This is a genomic window from Williamsia sp. Y853, from assembly GCF_056786495.1.
Genome location: NZ_JBXCJC010000006.1, coordinates 1 through 23,302, shown reverse-complemented (window position 1 = coordinate 23,302; position 23,302 = coordinate 1). Strand labels below are relative to the sequence as shown.

18 protein-coding genes and 2 pseudogenes are annotated in these 23,302 nt (G+C 64.2%); 13 read left to right on the top strand and 7 right to left on the bottom strand.

What is annotated here, in order from left to right; genetic code table 11:
* Window positions 1-14 precede the first annotated feature (14 nt).
* The 8 genes and pseudogenes from trpB to AC1TPF_RS25765 all read left to right on the top strand — a co-directional run bounded on the left by trpB (window position 15) and on the right by AC1TPF_RS25765 (window position 12,381).
* Complete coding sequence (gene trpB / locus AC1TPF_RS25800; protein WP_482142125.1) at window positions 15-1,301, top strand: tryptophan synthase subunit beta; 1,287 nt, start codon at window positions 15-17, stop codon at window positions 1,299-1,301.
* On the top strand, window positions 1,294-2,100 hold the full coding sequence (trpA, locus tag AC1TPF_RS25795; RefSeq protein ID WP_482142126.1) for a tryptophan synthase subunit alpha: 807 nt from the start codon (window positions 1,294-1,296) through the stop codon (window positions 2,098-2,100). The genes trpB and trpA overlap by 8 nt, the downstream gene beginning before the upstream one ends.
* Window positions 2,097-3,039: pseudogene (lgt, locus tag AC1TPF_RS25790) on the top strand (prolipoprotein diacylglyceryl transferase); the annotation flags it as partial. The gene trpA and the pseudogene lgt, both read left to right, overlap by 4 nt.
* 247 nt (window positions 3,040-3,286) lie before the next feature.
* Window positions 3,287-7,855, top strand: a complete 4,569-nt coding sequence (gene gltB, locus AC1TPF_RS25785; RefSeq protein ID WP_482145722.1) for a glutamate synthase large subunit — start codon at window positions 3,287-3,289, stop codon at window positions 7,853-7,855.
* On the top strand, window positions 7,848-9,353 hold the full coding sequence (locus tag AC1TPF_RS25780) for a glutamate synthase subunit beta (RefSeq protein WP_482145721.1): 1,506 nt from the start codon (window positions 7,848-7,850) through the stop codon (window positions 9,351-9,353). The genes gltB and AC1TPF_RS25780 overlap by 8 nt, the downstream gene beginning before the upstream one ends.
* A gap of 164 nt (window positions 9,354-9,517) precedes the next feature.
* Window positions 9,518-10,936, top strand: coding sequence for a pyruvate kinase (pyk, locus tag AC1TPF_RS25775; RefSeq protein WP_482142129.1), 1,419 nt, complete (start codon window positions 9,518-9,520; stop codon window positions 10,934-10,936).
* A 40-nt stretch (window positions 10,937-10,976) separates the two neighbouring features.
* A complete protein-coding gene (locus AC1TPF_RS25770; RefSeq protein WP_482142130.1) occupies window positions 10,977-11,858 on the top strand; it encodes an acyl-CoA thioesterase in 882 nt (293 codons plus the stop codon).
* Window positions 11,859-11,895: 37 nt separating this feature from the next.
* Window positions 11,896-12,381: a hypothetical protein gene (locus AC1TPF_RS25765; RefSeq protein WP_482145720.1), complete on the top strand. Its 486-nt coding sequence runs from the start codon at window positions 11,896-11,898 to the stop codon at window positions 12,379-12,381.
* 13 nt (window positions 12,382-12,394) lie between these two features.
* On the opposite strand, the gene AC1TPF_RS25760 is transcribed toward AC1TPF_RS25765, so the two are convergent.
* A complete protein-coding gene (locus tag AC1TPF_RS25760; RefSeq protein ID WP_482145719.1) occupies window positions 12,395-13,276 on the bottom strand; it encodes a crotonase/enoyl-CoA hydratase family protein in 882 nt (293 codons plus the stop codon).
* A 266-nt stretch (window positions 13,277-13,542) separates the two neighbouring features.
* On the opposite strand from AC1TPF_RS25760, the gene AC1TPF_RS25755 reads away from it, so the two are divergent.
* Window positions 13,543-15,378 carry an AMP-dependent synthetase/ligase gene (locus AC1TPF_RS25755; RefSeq protein WP_482145718.1) on the top strand — a complete coding sequence of 612 codons (1,836 nt, stop codon included), beginning with the start codon at window positions 13,543-13,545 and terminating at the stop codon, window positions 15,376-15,378.
* 42 nt (window positions 15,379-15,420) lie between these two features.
* On the opposite strand, the gene AC1TPF_RS25750 is transcribed toward AC1TPF_RS25755, so the two are convergent.
* Window positions 15,421-16,029 (bottom strand): TetR/AcrR family transcriptional regulator, encoded by a 609-nt coding sequence (locus AC1TPF_RS25750; protein WP_482142134.1) that lies wholly within the window; start codon window positions 16,027-16,029, stop codon window positions 15,421-15,423.
* A 64-nt stretch (window positions 16,030-16,093) separates the two neighbouring features.
* Between AC1TPF_RS25750 and AC1TPF_RS25745 the strand changes: the two genes are divergently transcribed.
* Window positions 16,094-16,579 (top strand): cupin domain-containing protein, encoded by a 486-nt coding sequence (locus AC1TPF_RS25745; RefSeq protein ID WP_482142135.1) that lies wholly within the window; start codon window positions 16,094-16,096, stop codon window positions 16,577-16,579.
* Between the two features lie 52 nt (window positions 16,580-16,631).
* Entirely contained in the window at window positions 16,632-17,285 is a 654-nt protein-coding gene (locus AC1TPF_RS25740) for an HAD family hydrolase (protein ID WP_482142136.1), read from the top strand.
* A 1-nt stretch (window position 17,286) separates the two neighbouring features.
* Here the strand turns inward: AC1TPF_RS25740 and AC1TPF_RS25735 are convergent, their stop codons facing one another.
* Together AC1TPF_RS25735 and AC1TPF_RS25730 are read right to left on the bottom strand one after the other, a co-directional pair.
* Window positions 17,287-17,760 (bottom strand): phosphoribosyltransferase, encoded by a 474-nt coding sequence (locus AC1TPF_RS25735; RefSeq protein WP_482142137.1) that lies wholly within the window; start codon window positions 17,758-17,760, stop codon window positions 17,287-17,289.
* Window positions 17,761-17,897: 137 nt separating this feature from the next.
* Window positions 17,898-18,668, bottom strand: coding sequence for an ABC transporter permease (locus tag AC1TPF_RS25730; RefSeq protein ID WP_482142138.1), 771 nt, complete (start codon window positions 18,666-18,668; stop codon window positions 17,898-17,900).
* 230 nt (window positions 18,669-18,898) lie between these two features.
* Here AC1TPF_RS25730 and AC1TPF_RS25725 point away from each other — a divergent pair, with 230 nt between their 5' ends.
* Window positions 18,899-19,789, top strand: a complete 891-nt coding sequence (locus tag AC1TPF_RS25725; RefSeq protein WP_482142139.1) for a universal stress protein — start codon at window positions 18,899-18,901, stop codon at window positions 19,787-19,789.
* 34 nt (window positions 19,790-19,823) lie between these two features.
* Here the strand turns inward: AC1TPF_RS25725 and AC1TPF_RS25720 are convergent, their stop codons facing one another.
* From AC1TPF_RS25720 to AC1TPF_RS25710, 3 genes are read right to left on the bottom strand one after another with little or no spacing between them, the layout of a single operon-like run.
* Entirely contained in the window at window positions 19,824-20,840 is a 1,017-nt protein-coding gene (locus tag AC1TPF_RS25720) for a zinc-binding alcohol dehydrogenase family protein (protein WP_482145717.1), read from the bottom strand.
* A 49-nt stretch (window positions 20,841-20,889) separates the two neighbouring features.
* The gene (locus AC1TPF_RS25715; RefSeq protein WP_482145716.1) at window positions 20,890-21,960 is read right to left on the bottom strand and encodes a YihY/virulence factor BrkB family protein; all 1,071 of its coding nucleotides are present in this window, start codon (window positions 21,958-21,960) and stop codon (window positions 20,890-20,892) included.
* 42 nt (window positions 21,961-22,002) lie between these two features.
* Complete coding sequence (locus AC1TPF_RS25710; protein WP_482142142.1) at window positions 22,003-22,902, bottom strand: DUF5995 family protein; 900 nt, start codon at window positions 22,900-22,902, stop codon at window positions 22,003-22,005.
* 90 nt (window positions 22,903-22,992) lie between these two features.
* Here AC1TPF_RS25710 and AC1TPF_RS25705 point away from each other — a divergent pair.
* Window positions 22,993-23,302, top strand: a pseudogene (locus AC1TPF_RS25705) (HNH endonuclease); the annotation flags it as partial.

Genomic DNA, 23,302 nt, shown 5'->3' with positions numbered 1-23,302 from the left:
CCCCTGTCTTCATCATGACCTCGCCGTCTGCCGCATCAGCTTCCTTCTATTCCGAACTCCCTCAGGCCAGTGCCGGTCTGGTCAACAGGACATCGGTCGAACCCGATCGCGGTGGACATTTCGGTGTCTACGGCGGACGGCACGTGCCCGAAGCCCTGATGGCCGTGATCGAAGAGGTCACCGTCAATTGGGAGAAGGTTCGTACCGACGACGAGTTCCTGCGTGAACTCGATCGGTTGCAACGTGACTACAGCGGGCGTCCGTCGCCGCTGTACGAGGCCAAACGCCTTTCCGAGTATGCCGGTGGCGCGCGGATCTTCCTCAAGCGAGAAGACCTGAACCACACCGGATCTCACAAGATCAACAACGTTCTCGGCCAGGCATTGCTCGCCAGGAAGATGGGCAAGCAGCGCATCATCGCCGAGACCGGCGCCGGTCAGCACGGCGTGGCGACTGCCACCGCATGTGCGATGTTCGGTCTCGAATGCATCGTCTACATGGGTCGCGTCGACACCGAACGTCAAGCACTCAACGTGGCGCGGATGCGTCTGCTGGGTGCGTCTGTGGTCGCCGTCGACACAGGTTCGGCCACACTGAAAGACGCGATCAACGAGGCCATGCGCGACTGGGTCACCAACGCGCACAACACCTATTACTGTTTCGGCACCGCCGCCGGACCCCACCCGTTCCCGGTGATGGTCCGCGATCTGCAGCGTGTGGTCGGTCTCGAGGCCCGTGAGCAGATCCTGCGCTCCGCCGGCCGGCTGCCCGACGCCGTGGTCGCCTGCATCGGTGGCGGTTCGAACGCGATCGGCATCTTCCATCCCTTCATCGATGACAAAGACGTGCGACTGGTCGGCTACGAGGCCGCAGGCGACGGTGTCGAAACCGGACGCCATGCCGCCACGTTCACCGGTGGAACACCGGGTGCGTTCCAGGGCGCCTACTCGTACCTGCTGCAGGACGAAGACGGCCAGACCATCGAATCCCATTCCATCTCAGCAGGACTCGACTATCCGGGCGTCGGCCCCGAGCATGCATACCTCAAGGACATCGGCCGCGCGGAATACCGTCCGTGCACCGATAGCGCGGCCATGGATGCCCTTGCCCTGCTCAGTCGCAAAGAGGGCATCATCCCGGCGATCGAGTCGGCGCATGCCATTGCCGGTGCGCTCGAGCTCGGCGTCGAGCTTGGGGAGGGCGCGATCATCGTCGTCAATCTCTCCGGGCGTGGCGACAAAGACGTTGACACCGCGGCCAAATGGTTCGGACTTCTAGATGAGGACACAGACAATGCCTGAAGCCGACTCTCGGCTCGGACCACTGTTCAATCGCTGCCGCGCCGAAGGGCGCAGTGCGCTGATCGGCTACCTACCGGTGGGATACCCGGACCTGCCCGGTTCGCTGACATCGATGCGGTCGATGGTCGAAGCCGGTTGCGACATCATCGAAGTCGGGGTCCCGTACTCCGATCCGGTCATGGATGGCCCGACGATCCAGGATGCGGCTGAACAGGCGCTGCGCGCTGGGATCCGGGTCCGTGACGTGTTCACCGCTGTGGAGGCCATCGCCGACGCCGGTGGCAGCGCCGTGGTGATGACGTACTGGAATCCCGTGCTGCAGTACGGGATCGACCGGTTCGCTCGCGATCTGGCCGGTGCCGGTGGTCTGGGTCTGATCACGCCGAACCTCATCCCGGACGAGGCCGACGACTGGATGGCGGCCTCCACCGAACACAAGCTCGACCGGATCTTCCTGGTCGCTCCGTCGTCGACGGAAGAGCGGCTGGCGATGACACTCGAAGCGAGCAGCGGCTTCATCTACGCCGCCTCGACGATGGGCGTCACCGGCGCCCGCGACAACGTGTCGTCGATGGCCCCGGAGTTGTGTGCCCGGATCCGTGCGCATTCCGACATCCCGATCGGTGTCGGACTCGGCGTGCGCAGCAAGGCGCAGGCAGCGGAGATCGCCGAATACGCCGACGGTGTGATCGTCGGCTCGGCGCTGGTCTCCGCGGTGGCCGAAGGTGATGCCGCGCTACGTGGCCTCACCTCCGAACTGGCCGAGGGCGTGCGTATGCGCTCCGGGGTTCGTTCGTGAACACGGAGCCGCTGGCTTACATCCCCAGTCCCTCCCAAGGGGTCTGGGATCTGGGACCCTTCCCGGTCCGGGCGTACGCGCTCTGCATCATCGTCGGCATCATCGTGGCGATCTTCTGGGGCAACAAGCGCTGGGTCGCCCGCGGTGGCCGCGACGGTGAAGTCCTCGACGTGGCGATCTGGGCGGTGCCCTTCGGTCTCATCGGTGGCCGGATCTACCACGTGGCGACCGACTGGAAGACCTACTTCGGCGACGGACCCAAAGACCCGATCGATGCGCTCAAGATCTGGGACGGCGGCCTGGGCATCTGGGGTGCGGTCGCCTTCGGCGCGCTCGGCGCCTGGATCGGTGCCCGCCGGGCCGGCATCAAGTTGCCGCCCTTCGGTGATGCGATCGCTGCGCCGATTCTGCTGGCCCAGGCCATCGGCCGCCTCGGCAACTACTTCAACCAGGAACTCTACGGCGACAAGACCGACCTGCCGTGGGGCCTGAAGATCTACGAACGCGTCGACTCCTCCGGCTATGTCAGCCCGGGCCTGATCGACGGCAAATCCAACGGCGTCGTCTACGCGATCGTGCAACCGACGTTCCTGTACGAGATGCTCTGGAACATCCTGATCGTGATCGCGCTGGTCGTCATCGACCGGCGTTTCCGGATCGGGCATGGTCGACTGTTCGCGCTGTACGTCGCCGGATATTGCGTCGGCCGGTTTGTCATCGAGACGATGCGCACCGATACGGCCTCGCTGATCTGGGGTGTGCGGGTCAATCTGTTCACCGCTGCGGTGGTGTTCGCCTGTGCGGCGATCTACGTGGTTCTCGCTCCGAAGGGTCGCGAGACCCCGTCGGAGATCTATCACCCCGGCGCAGCACCGGATTCGGAGTCCGGGCCGAGCGAGGATCCCGTCGAGGGCTACGTCGAAGACGACCTGACGGACTCTGAGGCGGGGGACCGGGTGGACTCTGCTGACAAGGTACGTAAATCCAAGCCGGACACCGAAAGCGAGACCGGCGAACGCCAGGTTTGACCCCGATGTGAATCAGCCGCCTTTCGGCTTAACTGCTAGCATTAGCAGTCGCACCAACGTCAATTCTCAGGTGCGTGTTCATACCACGGGCCAGTGACGTCCTGAGGATTGTTTGCTGGTTCCCTCGGATGTCCGGGGGCTAGGCGTGGAGGTTGGATTTGCTGTTCTCTCAGCTCCCCAAGGCCCAGGGTCTGTACGACCCTGACTCAGAAGTCGACTCGTGCGGTGTCGCGATGGTCGCCGATATACATGGGCGTCGAACTCACGAGATCGTCGCAGACGGCCTGCTGGCCTTGGAGAACCTGGACCACCGTGGAGCTGCAGGGGCCGAGACCAACAGTGGTGACGGTGCCGGGATCCTGATCCAGGTACCCCATGCATTCCTGCGCAAAGTGGTCGACTTCGTCCTGCCACCCGCCGATCCGATCGCAGGCAACACCTTCGCGGTCGGCAACTGCTTTCTGCCGATGCAGCCGGAGGCGCGGGCCCGTGCGATCGCCCGGGTGGAGGAGATCGCCGCCGAAGAGAACATCACCGTCCTGGGCTGGCGCGAGATGCCGGTCGAGGTCGATGCCGCCGACATCGGCGGTACCGCCCGCGCCTGCATGCCGTACATGAGCCAGCTGTTCGTCTGCGCGCCGCTGCGTGCCGATGACACCGCGCCTGCGGGCCTGGATCTCGATCGCCTCGTCTACCCGCTGCGCAAGCGTGCCGAACGGGTCACGCCGGAGATCGAGGCCGACGGCAGCGGGCTCTACTTCGCGTCGCTGTCGAGCCGGACCATCGTCTACAAGGGCATGCTCACCACCAAGCAGCTGCCTGCCTTCTACACCGATCTGCGTGACGAACGGGTCTGCAGCGCCATCGCGATCGTGCACTCCAGGTTCTCGACCAACACGTTCCCCTCCTGGCCGCTGGCTCATCCCTTCCGATTCGTCGCCCACAACGGTGAGATCAACACCGTGCGCGGCAACCGGAACCGGATGCGGGCCCGGGAAGCGATGCTGGCCACCGAACTGATCCCCGGCGACATCACCCGCGTGTTCCCGATCTGTAGCCCTGACGCCTCGGACTCGGCCTCGCTCGACGAGGTCCTCGAGATCCTGCATCTCGGTGGCCGCAGCGTTCCGCACTGCGTGATGATGATGGTCCCGGAGGCCTGGGAGAACGTCACCGACATGGATCCCCGGCGCCGTGCGTTCCTGCAGTTCAATGCCTCGCTGATGGAGGCCTGGGACGGCCCGGCGTGCGTCACCTTCACCGACGGCACCATGGTGGGCGCCGTGCTCGACCGCAACGGACTGCGGCCCGGGCGGTGGTGGCAGACCGCGGGCGGCAAGGTGGTGCTGGCCTCGGAGGCCGGCGTGCTCGACATCCCGAACGACGAGATCATCGCCAAGGGGCGGCTGGAGCCCGGCAAGATGTTCCTGATCGACACGGCGGAAGGTCGACTGGTTCCCGACTCAGAGGTCAAGGGACAGTTGATCGGTGAGCAGCCGTACGAGGAATGGCTGCATGCCGGCCTGCTGGAACTGGCACGGCTGCCCGAACGTCCACGGTTTGTCCCGAGTCACGAATCGGTGGTGCGCAGGCAGGTGACATTCGGGTACACCGAAGAAGAGCTCCGGGTGCTGATCACACCGATGGCGGCCTCAGGGTACGAGGCACTCGGGTCGATGGGCACCGATACCCCGATCGCGGTGCTCTCGCAGCGGTCCCGTCTGCTCTACGACTATTTCGTGGAACTGTTTGCGCAGGTGACCAATCCGCCGCTCGATGCCATTCGCGAAGAGATCGTCACCTCGATGGCGCGCGTGATGGGACCGGAGCAGAACGTGCTCGATCCGTCGGCTGCTTCCTGTCGGCAGATCCTGTTGCCGTGGCCGGTGCTGGACAACAACGAGCTCGCCAAGATCGTGCACATCAACGACGAGGGCAACCACCGTGGCCTATCGGCAAAGGTGCTGCGCGCCCACTATCCGGTGGCCGAGGGTGGCCCCGGACTCGAACGTGCCCTGGCGGATCTGCGGGCGCGGGCCAGCGAGGCCATTGCGGCCGGACACTCCACGCTGGTGATCAGTGATCGCGAGACCACGCGTGAGAATGCGCCGATTCCGTCGCTGCTGGCGACCTCAGCGGTTCATCACCATCTGGTCCGCACCAAGGAGCGGACCCGGGTGGCGCTGGTCGTCGAGACCGGCGATGCCAGGGAGGTCCACCACATCGCCCTGCTCATCGGTTTCGGTGCCGCAGCGGTCAATCCGTATCTGGTGTTCGAGACGATCGAAGACCTTGTCGCAGAGGGCGAATTGACGGGTGTCACCCCGTCCCAGGCGGTACGCAACTATCTGCAGGGCCTGGGCAAGGGGGTGCTCAAGGTGATGAGCAAGATGGGTATCTCCACCGTCGGGTCCTACACCGCCGCACAGTGTTTCGAGGCCGTGGGCCTGGCGGGGGATCTGGTTCAGGAATACTTCACCCGTACGAAGACCAGGATCGGTGGCATCGGTCTCGACGAGATCGCCGAAGAAGTCCGGATCCGTCATCACCGGGCCTACCCACCGAACGCGACGGAGCAGGCCTATCGCCCCCTTGAGGTCGGCGGCGAATATCAGTACCGGCGCGAAGGTGAACTCCATCTCTTCAGCCCGGAAACAGTGTTCCTGCTGCAACATGCGGCCAAGTCCGGCAGGACCGAGGTCTACCGGAAGTACACCGATGAGGTGAACAGGCTTTCCCGTGAGGGCGGCACTCTGCGTGGCCTGTTCGAGTTCGACTCCGATCGTGAGCCCGTCCCCCTCGACGAGGTGGAGCCGATCGAAGAGATCATGAAGCGGTTCAACACCGGGGCGATGAGTTACGGCTCGATCTCGGCCGAGGCGCACGAGACGATCGCGATCGCCATGAACACCATCGGTGGACGTTCCAACTCGGGTGAGGGTGGAGAGGACACCGATCGGCTCTACGACCCGATGCGCCGCAGCGCGGTCAAGCAGGTCGCCTCCGGCCGGTTCGGCGTCACCAGTGACTACCTGATCAACGCGACCGACATCCAGATCAAGATGGCCCAGGGTGCGAAACCCGGTGAGGGCGGCCAACTTCCGGCGTACAAAGTCTATCCCTGGATCGCCAAGACCCGGCATTCCACGCCGGGTGTCGCGTTGATCTCGCCGCCGCCACATCACGACATCTATTCGATCGAGGATCTGGCCCAGCTGATCCACGACCTGAAGAACGCCAACTCCCAGGCGCGGATCCACGTCAAGTTGGTCAGTGCCATGGGTGTCGGCACGGTGGCCACCGGTGTCTCCAAGGCGCACGCCGACGTGGTGCTGATCTCGGGCCACGACGGGGGTACCGGAGCCTCACCGCTGACATCGCTCAAACATGCCGGAACCCCCTGGGAGATCGGCCTGGCCGACGCACAGCAGACCCTCATGCTCAACGGGCTGCGCGACCGCATCACCGTGCAGTGTGACGGCGCGTTGCGGACCGGTCGCGACGTGATGGTGGCTGCACTGCTCGGCGCCGAGGAATACGGATTCTCCACGGCGCCACTGATTGTCGCCGGCTGCATCATGATGCGGGTTTGTCACCTCGACACCTGTCCGGTGGGGGTGGCGACCCAGAATCCAAAGCTGCGGGCGCGGTTCACCGGCCAGGCCGAACACATCATCAACTTCTTCAAGTTCATCGCAGAGGATGTCCGGGAGCATCTGGCGATGCTCGGTTTCCGCACCCTCGACGAGGCGATCGGACATGCCGAGGCGCTGCACACGGCACCGGGTGTGGCGCACTGGAAGTCGAAGGGGCTCGACCTCTCGGCGATCTTCGCGGTGCCGGAGACGACATCACCCAAACGTCGGATGCGGGGCCAGGAACACGCGCTCGACAAGGCGCTCGATCAGACGCTGATCCAGCTGGCCGAGGGCGCACTCGAGGACGCTCACCGGGTGACCCTGGAGCTTCCGGTCCGCAACGTCAACCGAACCGTCGGCACGTTGCTCGGCTCGGAGGTGACCCGTCGATACGGCGCGTCCGGCCTGGCGGAGGACACCATCACGGTGGCCCTGTTCGGGTCGGCCGGTCAGTCACTCGGTGCGTTCCTGCCGCCGGGCGTGACCCTGGTCCTGACCGGTGACGCCAACGACTACGTCGGAAAAGGCTTGTGCGGCGGCAAGATCGTCGTGCGGCCCGATCCGGACGCACTCTTCATCGCCGAAGATCAGGTGATCGCGGGCAACACCATCCTCTACGGCGCCACCAGCGGCGAGGTGTTCCTGCGCGGACGCGTCGGCGAACGGTTCTCGGTGCGCAACTCTGGTGCCGTCGCGGTGGTCGAAGGGGTTGGGGACCATGCCTGCGAGTACATGACCGGTGGCCGGGTGGTGATCATCGGGCCGACCGGACGCAATCTCGCGGCGGGCATGTCGGGCGGCATCGCCTATGTCTACCAATTGGATTCGTCCAAGGTGAACACCGCGATGGTCGATCTGCAGAGTCCGGATCCCGACGACCTGCTCTTCTTGCACGAACGCATCACCAAGCACGTCGAACTGACCGGTTCGTCTGTCGGGGCCTCGATGCTCGCCGACTGGCCCCGGCGCAGCCGAAAGTTCACCAAGGTGATGCCCACCGACTACCAACGTGTCCTCGACGCGGCCCGGATGGCGGAAGCCGAAGGCCGAGACGTGGATTCGGCGATCATGGAGGCAGCTCGTGGCTGACCCGCACGGATTTCTGGAGGTCGACAAGGCCGAGGCCGCGACCCGGCCGGTATACGAGCGCGTCAACGATTGGCGCGATGTATATGCCGATGCAGATCCGCTCATCGAGATCGCCCACGTCTCCGAACAGGCCCGTCGGTGCATGGACTGCGGGATCCCGTTCTGCCACTCCGGAACTGCCGGTTGCCCGTTGGGCAACCTCATCCCGGAGTGGAACGATCTGGTCCGTCGGGGCCGGTGGGATGTGGCCAGTGACCGGCTGCACGCCACCAACAACTTCCCGGAGTTCACCGGGAAGATCTGTCCGGCGCCGTGTGAATCCGCCTGTGTGCTTTCGATCTCGCAGGCCACCACCGGTGGCAGCGTCACCATCAAACGCATCGAGAAGACCATCGCCGACGAGGCGTGGCGCGAGGGATTCGTCCGGCCGCTGACGTCGAAGACCACGTCGGGGAAGTCGGTGGCGGTGGTCGGGTCGGGCCCGGCCGGGTTGGCTGCGGCACAACAGCTCACCCGGGCGGGCCATGCGGTGACCGTCTACGAACGGGATGACCGACTCGGCGGTCTGCTGCGGTACGGAATCCCCGAATACAAGCTGCAGAAGGCCGATGTCGAGCGCCGCCTGTCGCAGATGCGGGATGAGGGCACCGAGTTCGTCGTCAGCTGCAACGTGGGCGTCGATCTGACCGTTCCCGAGCTACGTGAGCGCTACGACGCCGTCGTGCTGGCTGTGGGCGCGCTGAAGGCCCGCGACAACACCGCGGTGCCCGGCCGTGGCCTCGGTGGTGTGCACCTGGCGATGGAGCATCTGGTGCCCGCCAACAAGGAGTGCGAGGGCGACGGACCGACGCCGATCTCGGCGCACGGCAAGCACGTGGTGATCATCGGCGGTGGAGACACCGGCGCGGACTGCCTCGGCACGGCCCATCGGCAGGGTGCGGCCTCGGTGACCCAGCTCGACTACAACCCGGAGCTACCCGAAGAGCGCGACGACGACCGGTCACCGTGGCCGACGTGGCCGCTGATCCTGCGTAGTTCATCGGCGCATGTCGAAGGCGGAGAACGCCGGTTTCAGGTGGCGGTGCAGCGGTTCATCGGCGATGAGCGCGGCAACGTGGCCGCGATGGTCCTGGCCGAGGTCACCGTCGAGCGCGACGAGGACGGACGCCGCACGATCGTCCCGGTTGGTGACGAGTTCGAATTGCCCTGCGAACTGGCCCTCTTTGCGATCGGCTTCGAGGGTGTCGAGGACATGCAGCTGTTGTCGGATCTGGAGCTTGCACTCAACCGCCGCGGCGCGCTCGGCTGCGGCAGTGACTGGCAGACAGATGCGCCGGGGGTGTTCGTGTGTGGCGATGCACATCGGGGTGCCTCGCTGGTGGTGTGGGCGATCGCCGAAGGTCGCGCGGCCGCACGCGGGGTCGACGAGTTCTTGATGGGTGAATCGGATCTGCCGTCGCCGGTACATCCGGCAGCACTGCCGCTGTCTGTCCGCTGACCGACAGCGTTGTCCCGGTGAGTGGGGCGTGCCGTTGACATCGAAGGTGATCTGTCTGGAATCTGACGCGTTTATCCCAAACACAGGTGTGGTGCAGAAAACAACTCGTGACGTTCTGGTGGCTCACGTAGAACGGTCCGACGCTGCGGACTAGGCTCGTAGGAGTGAATCGTCGTACCAAAATCGTATGTACCCTCGGACCTGCAACTGCCACTGATGAACGTGTTCAGGAGTTGGTGGAAAGCGGCATGGATGTCGCGCGACTGAACTTCAGTCATGGCAAACATGAAGACCACCGGGAGATGTACAACCGGGTACGGAAGGCCTCCGACGCCACCGGGCGCGCGGTGGGCATTCTCGCCGACCTCCAGGGCCCCAAGATCCGACTCGGTACGTTCGCCGACGGCCCGGTGCTCTGGCCGGCTGGCAAAGAGGTGCGCATCACCGTCGAGGATTGTGCCGGAACCGCGGAGCGGGTTTCGACCACTTACAAGCAACTCGCCGCAGATGCCACGCCCGGTGACCGATTGCTGGTCGACGACGGCAAAGTCGGCCTGACCGTGGTTGGCGTCGAGGGCAACGACGTCATCTGCACGGTCACCGAAGGTGGGCCGGTCAGCAACAACAAGGGTGTGTCCCTGCCGGGGATGAACGTCTCGGTGCCTGCGATGTCCGACAAGGATGAGGCCGACCTCGAGTTCGCGCTGGCGCTCGGCGTCGATCTCGTCGCACTCTCGTTCGTGCGGTCGCCTGCCGACATCGAACTGGTGCACGCGATCATGGATCGGGTCGGACGACGGGTCCCGGTCATCGCGAAACTCGAGAAGCCCGAGGCCATCGACAACCTCGAAGCGGTCATCCTGGCCTTCGACGCGGTGATGGTGGCCCGCGGCGACCTCGGTGTCGAACTGCCTCTCGAAGAGGTCCCCCTGGTGCAGAAGCGGGCCATCCAGATGGCACGCGAAAACGCCAAGCCGGTGATCGTTGCCACCCAGATGCTCGAATCGATGATCGAGAACTCACGCCCGACGCGCGCCGAGGCCTCCGATGTGGCCAACGCCGTGCTCGATGGCGCCGACGCCGTGATGCTCTCGGGGGAGACCTCGGTGGGCAAGCACGTCATAGAGACGGTCCTGACGATGGCCCGCATCGTGTCGGCCGTCGAGAACAGCCCACGCACGGTTCCGCCGCTGTCGCACGTGCCGCGGACCAAGCGGGGAATCATCTCGTACGCCGCCCGCGACATCGGTGAGCGTCTGGACGCCAAGGCTCTGGTCGCCTTCACGCAGTCCGGGGACACCGTCCGCCGTCTGGCCCGCCTGCACACGAAACTTCCGGTGATGGCGTTCACGCCGCTGCCCGAGGTGCGCAGCCAGCTCTCGATGAGTTGGGGCACAGAGACTTTCATCGTCCCCGCATGTGACTCGACCGACGCGATGATCCGCCAGGTGGACAAGGCCCTGCTGGAGATCGGTCGGCTCAAGGTCGGCGACCAGGTTGTCATCGTGGCCGGTGCCCCTCCCGGCACCGTCGGCAACACCAACCTGATCCACGTCCACCGGATCGGCGAAGACGACCACTGACCCGGCCGGCGGTGCGGGGCATCCTCTACAGTCTGAGCCTGTGAGTGATGCCCCGGGTACGTCGTCGGATCTGTCCAAGCTGCTCTCGCTGTTCGATCTCGAGGAGCCCGAGCCGGATCTGTACATCGGGGTGCACCCGACACAGGTGGGTGCCCGGACCTTCGGCGGTCAGCTCCTGAGTCAGGGTGTGGTTGCCGCAGGCAGAAGTGTGCCGCGGCCGACGCCGGTCCACGCGATCCATGCGCATTTCATCCGCGGTGGTGATGTGACCAAACCGCTGGAATATCACGTGACCCGCCTGCGCGACGGCAAGCCGTTTGCCAACCGGCTGGTGACCGCGATGCAAGAGGGTGAAGAGATCTTCTCGATGCTTGTCGCCTTCCAGGACAACAAGGCCGGACTCGAACATTCGGTGCAGATCCCCGAGGTCGAGTACCCGGAGGATCTGCCGCCGCTCGGCGAACATTTCAAGGGTTACGAAGACCGGGTCGCGACCTTTGTGAATGCGATGCATCCCATCGACATCCGCTTCGCCAACGACCCGAGCTGGAAGGCCCGCGAAACCGGCGAGCGCCTCGTGCACAACCGGGTGTGGATGAAGACCGACGGTCGCATGCCCGACGATCCGCTACTCCATATCGCGGCGCTGTGTTACGCCTCCGACACCACGGTGCTGGACTCGATCATCACCACCCACGGATTGTCGTGGGGTATCGATCGATTGTTCGCCGCGACCGTGAACCATTCGATGTGGTTCCATCGTGAGTTCCGCTTCGACGACTGGCTGCTGTACGCCAGTGAGTCCCCGGTCGCTGCCGGATCCCGGGGGCTCGGTACGGGCCGCTTCTTCACCCGGGAGGGTGTGCTGGCGACCACTGTGGTCCAGGAAGCGCTCATCAAGTACTTCCCGCCCCGCAACTGATCGACACCGCAAACACCGATCAGGCAGACTCGGGTCCATGCAGCCTGTGCAATCGGTGCCCCAGTATTGGCCGGCCCCGGGGAATGATCTGGAGCCGCGCAACTGGCAGCGGCGCACCCGCCGACCGGTCATCGTCATCAGCACGGTCGCGGGTGTGATCTTCGCAGTTGTCGGGATCGGCGCGGTCGTGATCGGTTCGCTGCCACGAGATTTCACTGCCGAAGGTGCGGTGGTGCTGACCGCCGGTCAGTACGAGGCATCGGCGGGCGATGTCTGCGGTGGCACAGGCGAGTTCGAAGACATCAGAGCGGGCGCGCGGGTCCGGATCCTCGATACCGACCTGACCATTCTCGAGCAGTCATCGCTGACGGCACCACAGTTGTCGGCCGATACATGCCGGCTCGAGTTCTCGGTCCCGGGTATCCCCGAAGGCCGCGACCGCTACGTGGTGGAGGTCGGCGACACCTTCCGGTATGAGACCACCGAAAACGGACTCGAGCGCGGCATCATCTTCGAGCCGTGAGTCGGGCCCGGGTTCAGACCTGACGGTCCTTGAACACCGGGGTCTGGCGCTTCATCCCGGCCTTGCGGGCGATCGCGTGGTTCACACCGCGCAGCAGGCGGAGCTGCAAGACCTGCTCGACAGGGAACGAGAAGCGCGGTGAGCGGGACCAGGTCTTCTCGAACAGGCGCTTCGTCGACGACACCGAGTCAGGTGATCGCGCGGCGATCTTCTCGATCAGGTCCATGGCGGCGGCGTGCGGATCGTCGGCCACCCCGGTGACGAGCCCGATCTCCTTGGCCTCGGCCGCCGAGAGCATCTCACCGGTCATGGTCAGGCGTTTGGCGATGTCGATGCCGGTGAGCTGTGACAACGATGCCGAAGCCGACATGTCGGGGATCAGGCCCCACTTGGCCTCGAGGACCGAGAAGTCGGCGTCCGGGGAAGCGAAGCGGAAATCAGCACCCAGAGCGATTTGCAATCCGCCGCCGTAGCAATGACCGTGCACCACCGCGATCACCGGCACCGGGACCCGTCGCCACTGCCATGCAGGATTCTGAAAACCGTTGGACCCCAACAGAATATTGGGAACAAACGTGCGGTAGATGCTCTTTTCCTTGCCGGCGAGGCTGGCGAAGTCGAGGCCCGCACTGAACGACTTGCCCGCGCCGCTGATGACGACCGCGCGCAGTGTTCTGTCCTGTGCGGCCATCTTGGCGGCCTTGGTCAGCCCCGCGAGCAGTGTGAGGGTGAGGCCGTTGTGTTTGTCGGGACGGTTGAGTTGCACGTGAGCGACAGGACCGAAGGCCGTCTGCTCGACCCGGTACGTGACCGAACCGTCCGCGGCGGGGCTCGCTGCCGGGTCGGCTGCGATGGTCAGAGGTGTCGGTCCGGACGTGGCGTCTGGAGTGGACATGACGTGCTCCTTCAGGTCTACGGTACGAAATTTGCGGTACGCGGATCGCGGTGTCGCCTCATGCCAGTGTGAGGCGAGATCCAGAACCCACGGAAGCTATGTTACCCACGGGTAACTCTGTCTTGTCGAATCGTGGGTAACCCGAAACCTGCAGCATCGACAAGTCGGCAGGGCTAGGTTTTCGGTACAGGGGTGTTCGATACGGCATCGCGGGGGATGCGGTGCTGGGTCAGTTGTCCGGTCGACCGGACCGTCAAGGAGTTCAGATGGACGAGAACACCACAGACACCGTCTTCCATCACGAGTCGGGGGTCGCTGTCCGCACCACAGTCGAAGCCTTTCAGGAAACGGCCAAAATGCATCCCGACCGGGTGGCACTGCGGACCCCGGGAGGCATCCAGGAGATCACCTGGCGCGAATATGCCGAGCGGGTCGAAGCGATCGCGCTGGGTCTGGCGCGGCTGGGAGTCAAACGCGGTGACACCGTCGGACTGATGCTGGCCAACCGGCCGGAGTTCCACCTGGTCGACACCGCGATCACGCACCTGGGGGCAGTTCCGTTCTCGGTGTACAACACCAGTGCTCCAGAACAACTCGCGTACCTGTTCACCGATGCCGCCACCCGGATCGTGATCACCGAACGGGCGTTTCTGCCGGTTGTCAAACAGTCCGGTGTGGAACTGGAGCACATCATCACCGTCGACGGCCCTGCCGAGGGGGCACTCGAATTGGGTGAGGTGGAAGCGCAGCCCGATGAGACGTTCGACTTCCAGGCTTCTTGGCGCGCAACCGAACCCGATGATCTGGTCACGTTGATCTACACCTCGGGTACCACCGGTCCGCCCAAGGGTGTCGAGATCACCCACCGCAACGTGATCGCGGCCGCCGCGTCGGTGACCGACGACGTCGATGCGGGCTTCGATGATCGGATCATCTCGTATCTGCCCGCGGCGCATATTGCGGACAGGGTGTCGACGCATGGGTCAAACCTGTTGCGCGGCGTACAGATAACGTCGGTCGTGGACCCTCGGGAGTTTGCCTCTGCTTTGCCGGACGTGCGTCCGACCGTCTTCTTCGGTGTGCCGCGGGTGTGGCAGAAGATCAAGGCCGGGATCGAGGGCAAGATCGCCGAGGAGACGAGTCCGGTCAAGTCGAAGCTGGCGGCCTGGGCGCTGGATGTTGCGGCCCGGGCAGCCAAAGCGGATCTTGCAGGCAAGCCGCGGGGCAAGGCGCTCGACGTGCAATATCAGCTTGCCGACAGGTTGGTGTTGTCCAAGGTGCGGGCTGCGCTGGGGCTGGACGAACTCAAGGTTGCCATGTCGGGAGCCGCCTCGATACCGGTTGAAGTGATCGAATTCTTTGTCGGACTGGGCATTCCGGTTACCGAGGTCTGGGGGCTGAGCGAGACCACCGGCGCTGCCACGAAGACCTCGGTCGACAACCTCAAGGTGGGGTCGGTGGGCAAGCCGGTCGGGGGAGTGGAACTCAAGATCGCCGATGACGGTGAGGTCCTCGTGCGGGCTCCGATCGTGATGCGGGGCTATCGCAACAATCCGGAAAAAACTGCAGCCACGATCGATGCCGATGGTTGGTTGGCGACCGGCGATGTGGGCACGATCGATACCGAGGGAAATCTGACCATCGTTGATCGCAAGAAAGAACTGATCATCAACGAGTCGGGAAAAAACATGTCGCCCAGCTCCATCGAGAATGCGGTGAAGGCCTTCTCCTCACTGGTGAGTCAGGTGGTTGCGGTCGGTGATGACAAGCCCTACATCACCGCGCTGGTGGTGCTCGATCCCGACGTGGCCGCTTTGCGGGCGAAATCGCTGGGGATTCCGAATGCCCAGATCGCGGATCTGGCCGCCCATCCGGCGATCGTCGATGAGGTCACCGCGGCGGTCAAGGCCGGAAACGCGAAGCTGTCGCGGGTTGAACAGGTCAAGCGGTTTGTGGTCGTGCCGACGGCATGGGATCCCGGTGGCGACGAGCTCACTCCGACGATGAAGTTGCGGCGCAAGCCGATTGCGAACAAATATGCCCAGACGATCGTCGACCTGTACGCCGACCCACCCGGGCCCGGCGTCATCACACTCAGCTGAGCAGTGCCGACGGACAAGATCTCTTTTGGTCCGCGGTGTGGTTCAAATGGGTGGTGTCCCAGTGGCAGTGGCCTGCAGCATCGCTTGGGCCGACCATCGTTGAAGAGCGACGGCGTCGCGGCGGGAGAGGCCGGCGATGTCGGTGAGCCACACCAGCGCTTCGATCCCGACTGCGCTCCGGATTGCCAGTACTAATCGCCGCAACTGTTCATCGTTGATCTCTCCGTGCAGCGGTGTGAGGGCCTCCTGTATCCAGCCGATGGCGCGACCCTGACGCAGGGGCAACGCGTCACGCTCGGCCTGCGTCGCTTCGAGGGATAGTCGCAGCATGGTCCGCTGCTGGGCCTCGGTGTCGACAATCAACTGGGTGAATGTCTCGATGACCTCGGCGAGGCGTCCGGCGGCGTCCGCGGGTGGATCGGATCCGAGTAGGGACTCGGCGGCCGTCTCGGGGTGGGCCGCGGCCAGTAGGGCGCGTTGATTGGGGAAGTAGCGATACGCAGTGGTACGGGAGATGTCGGCGGTGGCCGCGACCTCGTCGATGGTCGGGGTCTCGCCCGCGGCGACGAGCGCTTTCGCTGCGCCGACGAGGGCATCCCGGGTGCGCTGTTTCTGGGCTGTGCGCCCGGTGGATTCGTAGGAGATCGACACGCCTTCATGGTACCGTAGTCCCTACATGGGACATGTGTTCCATGAAGGCAGATGAGGTGCCGCGATGACTACAGCGAGTTCATCCGTTCCGATCGTCCGGGCGGCAGTCGATGGCGACAAGCGGTGGTTCTACGGCGGTGGTGTCCATACCTGGAAGGCGACTGCCGAGGAGACGAATGGGCAATTCCTCCTGTTCGAAGATCTGATGGATCTGGGGAAGGCGACCCCGCTGCACACACATCCCGCCGACGAGATGATGTATGTGCTCGAAGGTGAGATCCGCGTATATCTTGACGGGGCCGAATACTCGCTCAGCACAGGTGGATTCATGTTCGCCCCGCGCGAGGTCCCGCATGCTTTCCTGGTTGCCTCCGACGTTGCGCGGCTGCTGTTTTTCCACACCCCCGGTTGTTGCCAAGGGTTCTATCTGGGGGCCAGCGAATCGCTCGACGACGGGCATGCAGGAGGGGTCGTCGATTTCGACCGTATCCGCGTATCCGCGCAGGAGAACGGCGGGATCGAAATCCTTGGGCCGCCTCCGTTTTCGTAACCGTGAATCGCCGGATTCGAGCCGACTGGACTTTGTGGGAGATGATGGACCGGTGATCGAAGCAGTGGTGTTTGACATGGACGGCGTGCTGATCGACTCCGAGCCGATCTGGGAACAGGTCCGGCGGGAGGTGGTCGCCGAATACGGCGGTACTTGGCTTCCGGAAGCGCAGACGGCGTTGATGGGGATGAGCACCCCGGAATGGGCTGCCTACCTCAGCGCTGACCTCGGGGTGGGCAAGCCTCCGGCCGAGGTGGCGCAGATTGTCATCGACCACATGGTTGCGCGATACGAAGAGCACCTGCCGGTGCTGCCGGGCGCCGATGAGGCGGTCCGCCGATGTGCTGGCCGGTGGCGGCTGGGGCTGGCGAGTTCGTCGCCGCGCAGGTTGATCGATGCGGTCCTGCAGACCGCGGGATGGACCGATCTCTTTGCGGTCACGGTCTCCACGGAAGAACTCGATCGGGGCAAACCTGCCCCGGATGTCTATCTGCATGCGGTGGCCGCACTCGGCGCCGAGCCCACTGCCTGCGCCGCCATCGAGGACTCGTCGAACGGTATGCGCTCGGCAACCGCGGCCGGGCTGGTGCTGATCGCTGCCCCGCGCCCGGAATACCCGCCCGCAGACGATGCTCTCGAGCCGGCTGCGATGGTCATCGGGGGTATCGATGAACTCGACGTCGACGCGGTGGCGGCGTTGGTCTGAGCTACCTCGGCGTGATGGGTGGCATCGTCGACCACGGAAAATTGATCCACTTGTCGGTGTAGCGCCAGGTGTAGTCGGCGCGGATGACCGATGCCGGCTTCTCGTACAGGACCGCTGTGCGGACTTCGGACGCGTGGTCGCGACAGAAGCTGTGGACCAGTTCAAGGGTTCTTCCGCTGTCGGCGACGTCGTCGACCACGAGAACGCTCAGTCCGTCGAGTTCGGTGGCATCGAGGATCGGCGGCAGGATCACCGGACTGTCCAACGTGGTGCCCACGCCCGTGTAGAACTCGACGTTCATCGTGAACAGCGCTTTGCAATCGAGGGTGTAGGCCAGTGCCCCGGCCGGAAGCAGGCCGCCGCGTGCGATCCCGAGGACAACTTCGGGTACGTAACCGGAGTCGGCGATCGTTTGGGCGAGTTCGCGGCTCGCATGGCCGAACAGGTCCCATGTCAACACTTCTCGATCCGTCATCGAGCTAGCGTTGCACGCCCGGCCCGTTTCGCAATCTGCTGGGCATGATTTTGAATCGGTCGCGAGCGCGTCCGGCATCAACCCGATCGAACTCGCCAAGTGCACAGGGGGACTCGTGGAATGCCCGGTGAAAATGCCTAGTGGAGTCGCGAATTGATATCGAAGAGCTTGCCGAGAGCGACGAGTTCGGTGGTCAGAACCAGGGCCGTTGAGCACACCGCGAGTAACGAAATCAGTACGAACAGTTGCATGACCGCGGCATCGGCCGGGGACGCCCCGCCGAGCACCATGCCGACAAACGCCCCCGGAATCGTCACCAGCCCAACAGTTCGGGTCTGGTCGATGGCAGGCACGAGCGCGGTCGCCGCTGCCGTGCGGCAGATCTCCATCCGGGCGTCATATGTGGAGAACCCCAGGGACAGTGCCGCTTCGACTTCGCCGTGACGAGCCTTCAACTCGTCTGCCGCGCGGCGCCCGGTCAACGATGTGGTGTTCATCGCGCCACCGATCATGATGCCCGCGCTCGGAATCACGGCCAACCCCGACGCAGGCAGTACGCCAACGAGCACCAGTGTGCCGACCACAACGATCGTCATCGCCGCCACCGGAAGCAGAGTCCGCCAGATCTCGCGAAGGGTGGGCCGGTGACCGGTGACCCGGCCTGCGGCGGTCCACGCCGCGATGATCGCCATCAAGAGAACGAATCCGGCCGACGCCCACAGATTGCGCATCAGCAGCCCCAGAACGAGTGCCAGCACACCCAGTTGAACCGTTGCGCGAAGTGACGCCCGGGCAATGGCCCATGGCAGTCGGGTTCGTCCCGCATAGGCCACGAGTACGGCGGTGACGGCCAACAGGGCTATCGCAACCACGAGCACGGGTCCGATGCGAATGACCGTATCCGACATCACACCCCCTGACCTTTCGACAAAATCAGCCGGTACCCGAGCCCGGTCCGCGCGTTGTATCCGACCGTAGTCCCTGGTGATTTCGATGTTCCGCGCTGCATCGGCCCGAAGAATTCTCGCTGCGAAGGCCCAATGACACTTGGCATCAGGGCCTCGACCACAGACACTGGAAAGACGAGACACGATACACACGTGCGAGTCACACATTTGCTCGCCTGAAAGGTGCTGCCATGTCGCAGGTTCAGCGAATCATCGTTGGTGTTGACGGATCGGAACATTCTCTCGAGGCGGTGCGCTGGGCCGCCCTTGACGCTGCACTCAGGGGAGCGTCTCTGACCATCGTCACGGTGATGCGGGATCGATTGCCCAGCCTGGCCGATGCGATCAATCTGAGGTCGGACCGTTCCAGAAGTCTTCGGCGCAAGACCGAAGAGACCCTGGAAGTGGCAGCCGAGGCGGCGCGGCAGGCTGCCGGTACCGGAGATCTCGAGGTCAACACCGCGATCGAGGTGGGTGAAGCAGCAGACGTGATGCTGAAGTTGGGTGAGCAGCAGGTGATGCTCGTGGTCGGCTCACGAGGACTCGGTGAGTTCACCGGCGGGCTCATCGGATCGGTCAGCACGCACATCGTCACGCATGCCCGGTGCCCGATCGCCGTGGTGAAGTCGGGCGACCACACAGCGCGACAGTCCGTGTTGCCGGTGGTGGTCGGGCTCGACGGCACCGAGCACAGCGAACCGGCGTTGGCCCACGCACTGACCGAGGCCTCGATCCGTGGCGTCGAATTGGTTGCGGTTCATGCCCTGATCGATTTTGATCCCGCTCACGCCAACTCGGGTGGATTCGCTGATCCGAAGCTGCCCGCCGACCCGGGCGACGACGTGGTGCTCGCCGAGAGCCTGGCCGGATGGCAGGAGCAGTTCCCGGATGTACGTATTCGTCGAGAAACGGTCCGGGACCGCCCGGTACGTCACCTGGTGCGCGAAGCCGATCAGGCGCAGTTGATCGTGATGGGAAGCCGTGGTGGGGGCGGGCTGCCGACGATGCTTGTCGGTTCCACCAGCCAAGCGGTGCTCCATACCGTGCAGACCCCGGTGCTGATCGTGCCCACGGCCCGGTGACATGCGGTGCCGTCTCGTGCAAAGGTGGCCGGTATCAGTGTTGCTGAAGTGAAGGTCGCAGGACGGCTGCGCCGGCGAACCGTCCGGCCTTGAGGTCGCGTAGCGCGGTATGCGCCTCGGCCAGTGGATATTCGGTCGTTTCGATCTGCAGTTCGTATTCGTCGGCGAAATTGAGAAATTCGCGTGCGTCGGCCCGCGTGTTGGCTTCGACGCTATGAATGTTCTTCTCGTGGAAGAGATGTCGCTGATAGTTGAGAGCAGGTGTGTCGCTCATGTGGATGCCGGCCAGTGACAATGTTCCCCCGCGGTCGAGCGCTTCGAGTGCGGTGGGCACGATGTCGCCGACAGGGGCGAACACGATGGCGGCGTCGAGGGGTTCCGGTGGTGGGTCATAGGCGCCCTGGACGGAGGCGGCACCGAGGTCGAGAGCGAGGTCTCGTGCCTCCTGACCGCGTGTCATCACATGCAGGGTCGCGCCCAGATGCAGCGCGACCTGCGCCACCAGGTGGGCACTGCCGCCGAAGCCGTACAGCCCCAGACGTCCTCCCGGTGGCAGTGCGGCTCGTTTCAGTGCCCGGAAGCCGATGATCCCGGCACACAGCAGTGGCGCCAGTTGTGTGGGGCTGTAGCCCGTCGGGAGGGCAAGGGCGTAGTCGGCAGGTGCAACCACGTAGTCGGCATAACCACCGTCGCGGTCCCATCCGGTGTATAGCGAACTCAGACAAAGATTCTCAGAGCCCCGACGGCAGTAGTTGCAGATTCCGCAGGTGTACCGGAGCCAGGGGACGCCGACCAGCTCGCCGACCCGAAAGTCGGTTGTGGTGCAGGGAGCGATCTCCACCACGCGACCGACGATCTCGTGACCGGGAACAATGCCGCGGCGGTGCACGGGGAGATCGCCTTCGGTGACATGGAGATCGGTTCGGCAGACCCCACACGCCTCGACCGCGAGTAGGAGTTCACCGGCGTTCGGGGTCGGTCGAGGTTCGTCCACCCACTCGATCGGCGTATCTTCCACAGGTCCTGGAGTTCTCACTCGCCAAGCGTGCATCTGGTCTACCTCCGGCCTCGAAGGGCTTGTTTACAGGACAGATTCGGTCTCAGCGGTTCGTGCTTTCGTCGTCACCGTGGGTGGCCCGCAAGTGCCTGCCGCGCTCGACGAACTTCGCGTCGGTTTCGGCGTTCTTGTCGGACGCTGTGGTGTCGCGAGGCGGAAGCTGTATTGACTCTTCGGCCGCCAGGCCTGCCTGTAGTTGTCTGCCGCGCTCGAGTTCCGCATCGAATTCGGCCCCGAACAGCAGCGCCAGATTGGTGATCCACAGCCACAGTAGGAAGACGATCACGCCGGCGAGTGCGCCGTAGGTCTTGTTGTAGCTGCCGAAGTTCGAAACATAGAGGGCGAAGAGCACCGACGCGACGATCCAGGTGAGGATGGCGATGACGGCGCCCACGCTGATCCACCGGAACTTCGGCTGTTTCACATTCGGGGTGGCGTAATAGAGGATCGCCACGGTCAGCACCACGAACAGCAGGACAACGGGCCAGCGGGCGATGTTCCAGATCGTCAGTGCGGTGTCCCCGAGTCCGATGGTGTCGCCGATCGACGAGGCGACGGGACCGCTGACTGCGAGCATCAGCCCGACGGCTGCGGCCATCAGCAACGCGCCAAGCGTCACCAGCAACATCAACGGTCGCAGCTTCCAGATCGGTCGGCCTTCTTCGACCTCGTACATCCGGTTCATCGCCCGGCCGAAGGCGCCGACGTACCCCGATGCCGACCACAGTGCACCGACCAGACCGATGACCAGAGCGAACCCGGCAGACGGTGCATCGACCAATTGCTCGACCGGACCTCGCAACGTGTCCACTGCCGATGAAGGCCCGAGGTCATCGACCATCTGCAAGACGGAGTCGACTGTCTTCTCGCCCTGTCCGAAAATGCCCAGCAGTGAGACGAGGGCGAGGAGTGCGGGGAACAGTGAGAGCACGGCGTAGTAGGTGAGTGCAGCGGCGAGGTCCGTGCATTGGTCCTTTGAGAACTCGCGAATCACCTTGCGCAAGACATAGAAGATTGACGGCTTCGTCAGGTCTGTCGGCGACTCGGGTTTGCGCGGATCGTCAGGTTCGGGTGTCGAGGTTGCGAACGCTTCGTCGTCGTGTGTGCTGGGCATGTCCACAGGTACCCGCGATGGCGGGCTGTGAAACTGCTGATCTCAGAGCAGATCCAACTCTGTCAGCGCGGTGAAGGCTTCGTCGGCGGTGTACCACAGCGCTGTGATGTTGTTGCGAGCTTCGAGGGCTGTTGCCGGATTCTGCAGACTCAGCCCGTTGGTGAACGTCAACACGTTGTAGCCGACGTCGGCAGCGCGCAGCATCGCTCCGGTTGCCACGCCTGCCCCGACAAGACGGTCGAGCCCCTCGCCGACGAAATAGAAGCGGAAGAGGGGACCGAGGTCTGCGGCCGGCCCGTAGGCCGCAATGGTTTCGTTGACGATCGAATCGCCGTGGATCGCGATGGTGTCGACGATCGTGAAGTAGTCGCGGGCCTGTGCCGGTGTCGATCTCGCGTCGGCAACCGCATAGGCGAGATCCACCGTCAGGTGAGCGTTGTAGCCGACCATCGCGGTCCGGGCCGGGGAAGCAACACAGTCACGAGCGAGGTCGAAGTAGCGTTCCCACTGCGGCGGCACTGCTGTGCCGGTGAACTCCGCGTGCAGGGCGTCGAGGAAGCGGTTGAGCAATGCCAGACTGATCACCGGTGCCCACTGCGGATGTTCGAAGGCGTTCTCGGTGTGCTGTAGCGGCGCGACGGCATCACGCTCCACGCTGTCGAGGCCCACCGCGAACAGTCCACGACGGTCGCCGCGTTCGACCAAGATCTCGGTGATCGACTCGAGGTCGGCAATCGCGCTGTCCAACTGGGCCAGGGGAGTCGCCGCGCGCTGATCCGAGGTGTCGGAGAGCTCTGTGATCCGACGGATATCGTTGTCCGACAACGGTTGTCCGCACGCAACGGTCGGTGCCGCGGACGCCGGGCTCGCACCGAGAGGCATTATCGATGTGGCACATGCGACCACAACGGTGCCGATGGCAACGCCGAGCCGTCGTGTCATGGGCTGCGGTTACCCGCCGAAGGCTCCGCCCAAACGTGTATGTAGTGAACTGCGAGAGAATTGTCGGACACCTGATCTAGACTCGAATGTATGTTCGAGGGGGAGATCGAAGATGCAGGTGGGGACGATGAAATCGGCCCCGCCTATCTGCTGCGCACCAATGAGTTGCTGCGTAACACCGAGCTGGCGATGGCCCAGCAGTCACGGATGGAATGGGAGCGGTACGCCGCTGTCGCGATGCTGCACCGACAGTTAGTGGAGCCGACCGCTGGGACCGAAGCGGAGATGCGGGCGCTCGATCCGCTCGCACAGTGTGCGGCGAGATTGTCTGCAGCACAGGGACTGACCCAGCATGCCGCCGAACAGCAGATCAACCGCGGGGTGGCATTGCGGGATCGAT